The 7751-nt window shown below is 67.3% G+C and carries 8 protein-coding genes; 5 read left to right on the forward strand and 3 right to left on the reverse strand.

The annotated features are described in order from the left end of the window. The 5 genes from mshD to pstB form a co-directional block, all read left to right on the forward strand. Positions 1-612 (forward strand): mycothiol synthase (gene mshD, locus ATM97_RS00405; protein ID WP_218715895.1); only part of this gene is annotated, 612 nt, incomplete at its 5' end. A gap of 294 nt (positions 613-906) precedes the next feature. Further along, positions 907-2016: a phosphate ABC transporter substrate-binding protein PstS gene (pstS, locus tag ATM97_RS00410; RefSeq protein WP_218715896.1), complete on the forward strand. Its 1110-nt coding sequence runs from the start codon at positions 907-909 to the stop codon at positions 2014-2016. Positions 2017-2107: 91 nt separating this feature from the next. Further along, the gene (pstC, locus tag ATM97_RS00415) at positions 2108-3079 is read left to right on the forward strand and encodes a phosphate ABC transporter permease subunit PstC (RefSeq protein WP_255586525.1); all 972 of its coding nucleotides are present in this window, start codon (positions 2108-2110) and stop codon (positions 3077-3079) included. Then, positions 3079-3984, forward strand: a complete 906-nt coding sequence (pstA, locus tag ATM97_RS00420) for a phosphate ABC transporter permease PstA (RefSeq protein ID WP_218715898.1) — start codon at positions 3079-3081, stop codon at positions 3982-3984. Before pstC ends, pstA begins: the two co-directional genes overlap by 1 nt. A 19-nt stretch (positions 3985-4003) precedes the next feature. Then, positions 4004-4780, forward strand: coding sequence for a phosphate ABC transporter ATP-binding protein PstB (gene pstB / locus ATM97_RS00425; protein WP_218715899.1), 777 nt, complete (start codon positions 4004-4006; stop codon positions 4778-4780). A 62-nt stretch (positions 4781-4842) separates the two neighbouring features. Here the strand turns inward: pstB and phoU are convergent, their stop codons facing one another. The 3 genes from phoU to ATM97_RS00440 form a co-directional block, all read right to left on the reverse strand. Beyond that, entirely contained in the window at positions 4843-5505 is a 663-nt protein-coding gene (gene phoU, locus ATM97_RS00430; protein ID WP_218715900.1) for a phosphate signaling complex protein PhoU, read from the reverse strand. 221 nt (positions 5506-5726) lie between these two features. Beyond that, positions 5727-5954, reverse strand: a complete 228-nt coding sequence (locus ATM97_RS00435; protein ID WP_218715901.1) for a hypothetical protein — start codon at positions 5952-5954, stop codon at positions 5727-5729. 252 nt (positions 5955-6206) lie between these two features. Beyond that, on the reverse strand, positions 6207-7751 hold a 1545-nt coding region (locus ATM97_RS00440; protein WP_218715902.1), incomplete at its 5' end, for an LCP family protein.

Here is a 7751-nt window from a genome sequence, read left to right on the forward strand (position 1 = left end):
GCCGCGCTGGCCGAGGGCGGCGCCGGCGCGCGGGTGTGGGCGCACGGCGACCTGCCCGCCGCCAAGGCGCTCGCGGCCGGCCTCGGACTGGCCACGGCGCGGGAGCTGTGGCAGATGCGCCGCTCGCTGGCAACGCCGGAGCTACCGGAACTGGTGGTGCCGGACGGGCTGGTCCTGCGCACCTACACCGGCCCCGCCGACGACGCCGAACTGCTGCGCGTCAACAACGCCGCCTTCGCCTGGCACCCCGAGCAGGGCGGCTGGACCGAGCGCGACATCGCCGCCCGCCGCGCCGAGTCCTGGTTCGACCCGGCCGGGCTGTTCCTGGCCTTCGATGCCGCCGACCCGGACCGCCTGCTCGGCTTCCACTGGACCAAGGTGCATCCCGACGCCGCCCCGGCGGGCGAGGTCTATGTCGTCGGCATCGATCCGGCCGCGCAGGGGCGTGGCCTGGGCCGACTGCTGACTCTGGCCGGGCTGCGGCACCTGCGCGCGGAAGGGCTGGCCGAGGTGCTGCTCTACACCGAGGCCGACAACACCGCCGCCGTGCACACCTACACCCGCCTCGGGTTCGCGCCGGCGCATATCGACGTCGCCTACTCGGTCGTCTGACCGACTGCGAGGCACCTCACAGTCGCGGTGAATTCTTCGGCGCCGCTGAATAGTGCGCGGCTGACCGGGTACGCGCGAGTAAAACTGGGGCAAACGTCACATTCCTCGCCCTAATCGCGCCGGGCTGTTCATTTTGCGTTAACCCACGTCGGGCCAACTGTCAACCGGGCGACCTTAGGTTACTTCTGGGCGGCACAGTCGTCGCCTGGTGCGCGCGTTTCCCGCGATCCGCACCGCCCAACTCGCCCGGGCCGGTGAGGGACCGAGCGAGTCGTCAGCAATGTCGGAGGAAAAGTGAACTTCAAGCGCACCAGTGCCCTGGTCGGCGTCGTCGCCGTGGGCGCCATGACCCTGGCCGCCTGTGGCAGCGATGAGAACACCAACGGTGCCGGTACCGATGCCAACACCAGCGTTGCCTGCGGTGGCAAGAAGGCGCTCAAGGCGTCGGGCGCTTCCTCGCAGAAGAACGCCATGGAGCGTTTCGTCGCGGCCTACGAGGCCAACTGCGACGGCTACACCCTGAACTACACCTCCAGCGGCTCCGGCGCGGGCGTGAACGAGTTCCTCGGCAGCCAGACCGATTTCGGTGGCTCCGACTCGCCGCTGAGCTCGAAGAAGGAAGAGCCGGCCAAGGCGCAGGAGCGGTGCGGCGCCCCGGCGTGGAACCTGCCGACCGTCTTCGGCCCGATCGCCATCACCTACAACATCGACGGCGTGACCGACCTGGTCCTCGACGGCCCGACCGCCGCCAAGGTGTTCAACGGCTCCGTCGCCACCTGGGATGCCCCCGAGATCAAGGCGCTCAACCCCAACGCCAAGCTGCCCTCGGAGAAGATCGCCGTGATCTTCCGCTCCGACGAGTCGGGCACCACCGACAACTTCCAGCTCTACCTCGACGCGGCCTCCGACGGCGCGTGGGGCAAGGGTGGCGGCAAGACCTTCAACGGCGGTGTCGGCGAAGGCGCCAAGGGCAACGAGGGCACCTCGGCCGCGATCAAGAACACCAAGAACTCGATCACCTACAACGAGTGGTCCTTCGCCAAGGCGCAGAGCCTGTCGATCGCGCAGATCATCACCTCGGCCTCCAAGGACCCGGTCAAGCTGTCGGCCGAGTCGGCCGGTAAGTCGATCGACGGCGTGAAGATCAAGGGCGAGGGCAACGACCTGGTGCTCGACACCAGCTCGTTCTACAAGCCGACCGCCGCGGGCTCCTACCCGATCATGATGGCGACCTACGAGATCGTGTGCTCGAAGTACGCCGACGCCGACACCAGCAAGGCCGTCAAGGCGTTCCTGACCTCGGTCGTCACCAACGGTCAGGCCGGTCTGGCCGACGCGGGCTACGTGCCGCTGCCGGACGCCTTCAAGACCAAGCTGACCACCGCGATCAACGCCATCTCCTGATCGCTTCCTGGCCATGACCATGCACCCTGAGGTGACCGCCGTGGGCTCGTCGAATTCGACGGGCCCACGGGCGGCCGGAGATACTGCGAATATGCCGACCGAACCGAAAATCGACAAGGCCCCTGAGTCGGGTCGCGTAGGCCGTCTGAACGCCGAGACGATCTTCCGGTGGCTGGCCACCGCAGCTGGTGCGACCATCGTCGCGGCCATCGCGCTGATCGCCCTGTTCCTGCTGATCCGCGCGGTGCCCTCGGTCAGGGCCGACGAAGTCAACTTCTTCACCAGCACCGAGTTCGCCACCAACGATGCCAACCACCTGCGCTTCGGCATCCGCGATCTGTTCATGGTGACGGTGCTGAGCTCGGTCTTCGCGCTCATCGTCGCGGTGCCGATCGGCGTCGGTATCGCGCTGTTCCTGACGCACTACGCGCCGTCGCGACTCGGCAGGCCGTTCACGATGCTGATCGACCTGCTCGCCGCGGTGCCGTCCATCGTGTTCGGTCTCTGGGGCTTCCTGGTGCTGGCGCCGCAGATCGCGCCGGTCCAGCAGTTCCTCAACGACAAGCTGGGCTGGTTCTTCCTGTTCTCCGACGGCAACGTCTCGATCGGCGGCGGTGGCACCATCTTCACCGCCGGTGTCGTGCTCGCGGTGATGATCCTGCCGATCATCACCTCCGTCGCCCGCGAGGTGTTCGCGCTGACCCCGCGCGCTCACATCGAGGCCGCGCAGGCGCTCGGCGCCACCAAGTGGGAAGTCGTGCGGATGACCGTGCTGCCCTACGGCCGCAGCGGCGTGATCGCCGGTTCCATGCTCGGCCTCGGCCGCGCGCTCGGCGAGACCATCGCGGTCCTGGTCGTGCTGCGCACCGCGAGCCAGGCCGGTGAGTGGTCGCTGTTCGACGGCGGCTACACCTTCGCCTCCAAGATCGCCTCCGCGGCCTCGGAGTTCAGCTCGCCGCTGCCGACCGGCGCCTACATCGCCGCCGGCTTCGTCCTCTTCGCGCTGACCTTCGTCGTCAACGCGCTGGCCCGCCTCGCTTCCGGCGGAAAGGTGAACGGCTGATGACCAGCACAACGACCCTCGACAAGCCGGTCAAAGCGCCCACGTTCCGCCACGTCAGCACCGGCAGGCGGATCAAGAACAACATCGCGACCGGCCTGGTCACGCTGTGCTTCGTGATCGCGCTGATCCCGCTGGTGTGGGTGCTCGGCCTGGTGGTCACCAAGGGCATCACCGCGATCCTGTCCGCCGATTGGTGGATGAACTCGCAGAAGGGCATCCTGCCGGATCAGACCGGCGGCGGTGTCTACCACGCGATCTACGGCACCATCGTGCAGTCCGCGGTGGCCTCGATCATCGCGGTGCCGCTGGGCATCATGGCCGCGGTCTACCTGGTCGAATACGGTCGCGGCCGACTCGCCAAGGTCACCACCTTCATGGTCGACATTCTCGCCGGTGTGCCCTCGATCGTCGCCGCGCTGTTCATCTTCGCGCTCTGGATCGCCACCTTCGGCATGCCTCAGAGCTCCTTCGCCGTCTCGCTGGCGCTGGTGCTGCTGATGCTGCCGGTCGTCGTGCGCAGCACCGAGGAAATGCTCAAGCTGGTGCCCGACGAGCTGCGTGAGGCGTCCTACGCGCTCGGTGTGCCGAAGTGGAAGACCATCCTGCGGATCGTCATCCCCACCGCGGCGCCCGGCATGATCTCCGGCATCCTGCTGGCCCTGGCTCGCGTCATGGGTGAGACCGCGCCGGTGCTCGTGCTGGTCGGCTACAGCAAGTCGATCAACCAGAACATCTTCGACGGCAACATGGCCTCGTTGCCGCTGCTGATCTACCAAGAGCTGGCCAACCCGGAGGCCGCCGGTCGCGAACGTGTCTGGGGTGCGGCGCTCACGCTCATCCTGATGATCGCGGCGCTGTACCTGGCCGCCGCCGGCGTCAACAAGCTGCTCACCCGGAACCGATAGAAGCGAACGGATAACTCAGATGGCCAAGCGGATCGACGTCAAAGATCTCAACATCTACTACGGCGCCTTCCACGCTGTGTCGAGCGTGGAGCTGACCGTGCTGCCCCGCAGCGTCACCGCCTTCATCGGTCCCTCCGGTTGTGGCAAGTCGACCGTGCTGCGTTCGCTGAACCGGATGCACGAGGTGACCCCGAACGCCCGCGTCGAGGGCGCGGTGCTGCTCGACGGCGAGGACATCTACGGCGCCAACATCGACCCGGTCGGCGTGCGCCGCACCATCGGCATGGTGTTCCAGCGCCCGAACCCGTTCCCCACCATGTCCATTCGCGACAACGTGGTGGCGGGTCTGAAGCTGCAGGGCGTGCGCAACAAGAAGGAACTCGACGAGGTCGCCGAGCGCTCGCTGCGCGGCGCCAACCTTTGGAACGAGGTCAAGGACCGGCTCGACAAGCCGGGCGGCGGCCTCTCCGGTGGTCAGCAGCAGCGTCTGTGCATCGCCCGCGCGATCGCGGTCTCGCCCGACGTGCTGCTGATGGACGAGCCCTGTTCGGCGCTGGACCCGATCTCCACCCTGGCGATCGAGGACCTGATCACCGAGCTGAAGAAAGAATTCACCATCGTCATCGTCACCCACAACATGCAGCAGGCCGCGCGGGTGAGTGACCAGACCGGCTTCTTCAACCTCGAGGCCCAGGGCAAGCCCGGCAAGCTGATCGAGATCGACGACACCGAGAAGATCTTCTCCAACCCCACCCAGCGCGCCACGGAGGACTACATCTCCGGCCGCTTCGGCTAGACACCACCACGAGAAAGCCCCCGCCTCCGATCGGAGTGCGGGGGCTTTCTCGTTGCCGTGTCCTAGCTTTCGAGATCCTCGTCGCCGGGCAGGACGCCGGTCACCAGGAAGATGACGCGGCGGCCGATCTCGACGGCGTGGTCGGCGAAGCGCTCGTAGTAGCGGCCGAGCAGGGTGACGTCGACGGCCGAGGCGACGCCGTACTTCCACTCCCGGTCCATCAGCAGGGTGAACAGGTGGCGGTGGAGATCGTCCATCGCCTCGTCGTCCTGGTTGAGCTGGGCGGCGCGCTCGGGATCGCGGGTCTCGAGCACCTCCTTGGCGCCCGCGCCCATGTTGACCGCGATCCGGCCCATCTCGGCGAAGTAGCCGTTGACCGACTCGGGCAGGGCGTGGTTGGGATGGCGACGCCGGGTCACCTTGGCCACGTGCAATGCCAGCGCGCCCATCCGGTTGACGTCGGCGACGATCTGGATGGCGCTCACCACCTGGCGCAGGTCGCCCGCGACGGGGGCTTGCAGCGCGAGCAGGGCGAAGGCCTTCTCCTCGGCCTCGGTGATCATCACCGAGATCCGGTCCTGCTCACCGATGACCTGCTCGGCCAGGGCGAGGTCGGCCTGCAGCAGCGACTGGGTGGCCTGTTCCATCGCCTGGCCAGCGAGACCGGCCATCTCGCCCAGAAGATTGGCGAGATCGGCCATTTGCTCGTTGTAGATGACACGCATGATTGCAGACCCTAGTGGGTACCCTCGGCGCTGTCACCCAACGGCGGGTTAATGCCGTGTGGCAGTGTCGTGCCAGCTCAGCGGGGTTTGCTACGTAAAGGTCTCGTCGGCAGCGGATCGGCCCCCATGCGGCGCTGCGGTTCTCTTTCGGACCGCGGGTAGGTCACCCGGCCGGCCGACAGCCTCCGCTGAGGCCGCCCGGGAACCCGTCGCCGTCCGAACTAGCGGGTGATGATCCAGTATCCACTCGGCGTTTGCGCGCAGTAGTACGTGAACGGCGGGGCGTCGTAGGTGCCGTTTTGGGTCTTGGCCCGGATCGCGGCCCAGCATTCGTCCGAGGACGCGTAGAGTCCGTCCATTTCGACTGCGGTCGCGACTCCTGGGAACAGGGTCGTGATCCCCACAGCGGCTGCCCCGATAACGAGGGCGGCCGAAATCGTCTTCTTCATAGCTTTCTCCCCACAGTCGACAGCACGGCCCGATTGAGTCGGAGACTCAATTCCCTTCCGCGCCAATGGTGTTCGGTTGATCTACACACTTGGACGCGAGGGAAAGCCACCCGGTTCCATGGTGTGACATACACCACAAAATGTCACGACGAAGTGGGCAGCGCTCGATGGGGGAATGGATCTTGCCCGCAGCGACCTGATCAGACGCCCGGCACCCGACGCTGGGGTGGTGGCGGATGACTGCGTGGCGGGTCAGTCGCAGCTGGTGTCGGCCGCGTTCATGTGCTCGAGGTCGGACGGGAGGGCCACCGGTGCGGCCGCGATCGCTTTGCCGGTCTCCACGTTGGGGATTTCGGTACCGACCGCGGTGGGGGTACGGACCTGTCCGGCGAAGCTCGAGCCCAGGATGACCTCGACGATCCCGTCCAGGGTGTCGTCGCGTTCGATGACCGCGCCGGGGATCGAACTGGCCACAGTCGCGGCCGCCGCCTCGTTGCCCATCGAGTAGTGCACCACCGTCGACTCGCTGCCGTCGGGGTAGTTCCCGACGCTGTAGATCCCGAAACCCATCGTGCTGAGCTTGTTGGCGGCCTGCTGTGCGACGCCGGTGCGGCCGGTTCCGTTGGATACCCGAACCGACACCGACCCCGGGCTGACGGCCTGCACCTTGGGCGCCTGCGTCGGCGGCGGTTCGGCCGAGCTCGTGACCGGCGGGGCGGTCTCTTCCCCGGGCAGCGGCTGGTCGTCGATGATCGCGCGGAAGATCGCCTTGATATCGGACTCGCGCGGAATCTCGTTGCCGTACGAGGTGGTCCCTGCGGTCGGCGCGGTAATGAACGTCACCGCACCGGCATTGACCTTCTGCAGCGATCGGCCGAGCAGCATCAGGTCCTGGGTGCCGACGCCGTCGACGAACGTGTGCTGCCGGAACGCTTCGACGAAGCCTTGCAGCTTGCCCGGGTCGAGCAGCACCTTGCTCGACAACGCCCCGCGGAGCAGGGCGGCCAGGAACTGCTGTTGCCGGTGGATCCGGTCGTAGTCGCTGCGCTCCTCGCCGACGACATGGCGTGCGCGCACGTAGTTGAGTGCGGTCTCACCGTTGACGCGCTGCTTGCCCGAAGTCTCGAGGACCGTGCCGAGTACGCCGTCGATGATCGGCTTGGTGGAGCAGACCTCGACGCCGTCGACCTGGTCGACCATCGCCTGGAATCCGGCGAAGTCGATGCCGATGAAGTGGCCGATACTCAGACCCGACATCTTGCGCACCACGTCGACCAGGCAGCGGGGGCCGCCGAGCGCGTAGACGGCATTGAGCTTGTCGCCCATCGCCAAGGGGAACTTCTGATCGGTGTAGGCGGCCTTCTCGTTGTCCCAGCCCGCGCACTGCGGCCGGGTGACGTCGAGGTCACGGGGGAAGGAGACAACGACGACACGCGAACGGTTCTTCGGGATGTGCACCAGCATGACCGTGTCGGCGCGCGCGCCCTCGGCGTCGTCGGTGGTGCCCGCGCCCAGGTCGGCGTTGACGCCCGCCCTGGTGTCGGTGCCGACGATCAGATAGTTCTCGTCACCGAGCTGCATGTCGCCGTCGAGCACGTCCTCGGTGGCGCCGTCGAGGGCCGAGACCTGGGTGAAGCTGTTGTTGGTGGCACGCAGGTAGCTCCAGCCGCCACCGGTGACGACCAGTGCCAGCACCGCGAAGAAGGTGCACGCGACCCGGCCCGCCATCCGCGCCTGCTTGCCGCGGCGGCCGTCGGCGTCGGGGCGGCGCGGCGGCGCGGCGCCCGCCGCGGACTT

This window comes from Nocardia sp. MH4 (genome assembly GCF_019266065.1).
In the GTDB taxonomy this organism is placed as follows: domain Bacteria; phylum Actinomycetota; class Actinomycetes; order Mycobacteriales; family Mycobacteriaceae; genus Nocardia; species Nocardia canadensis.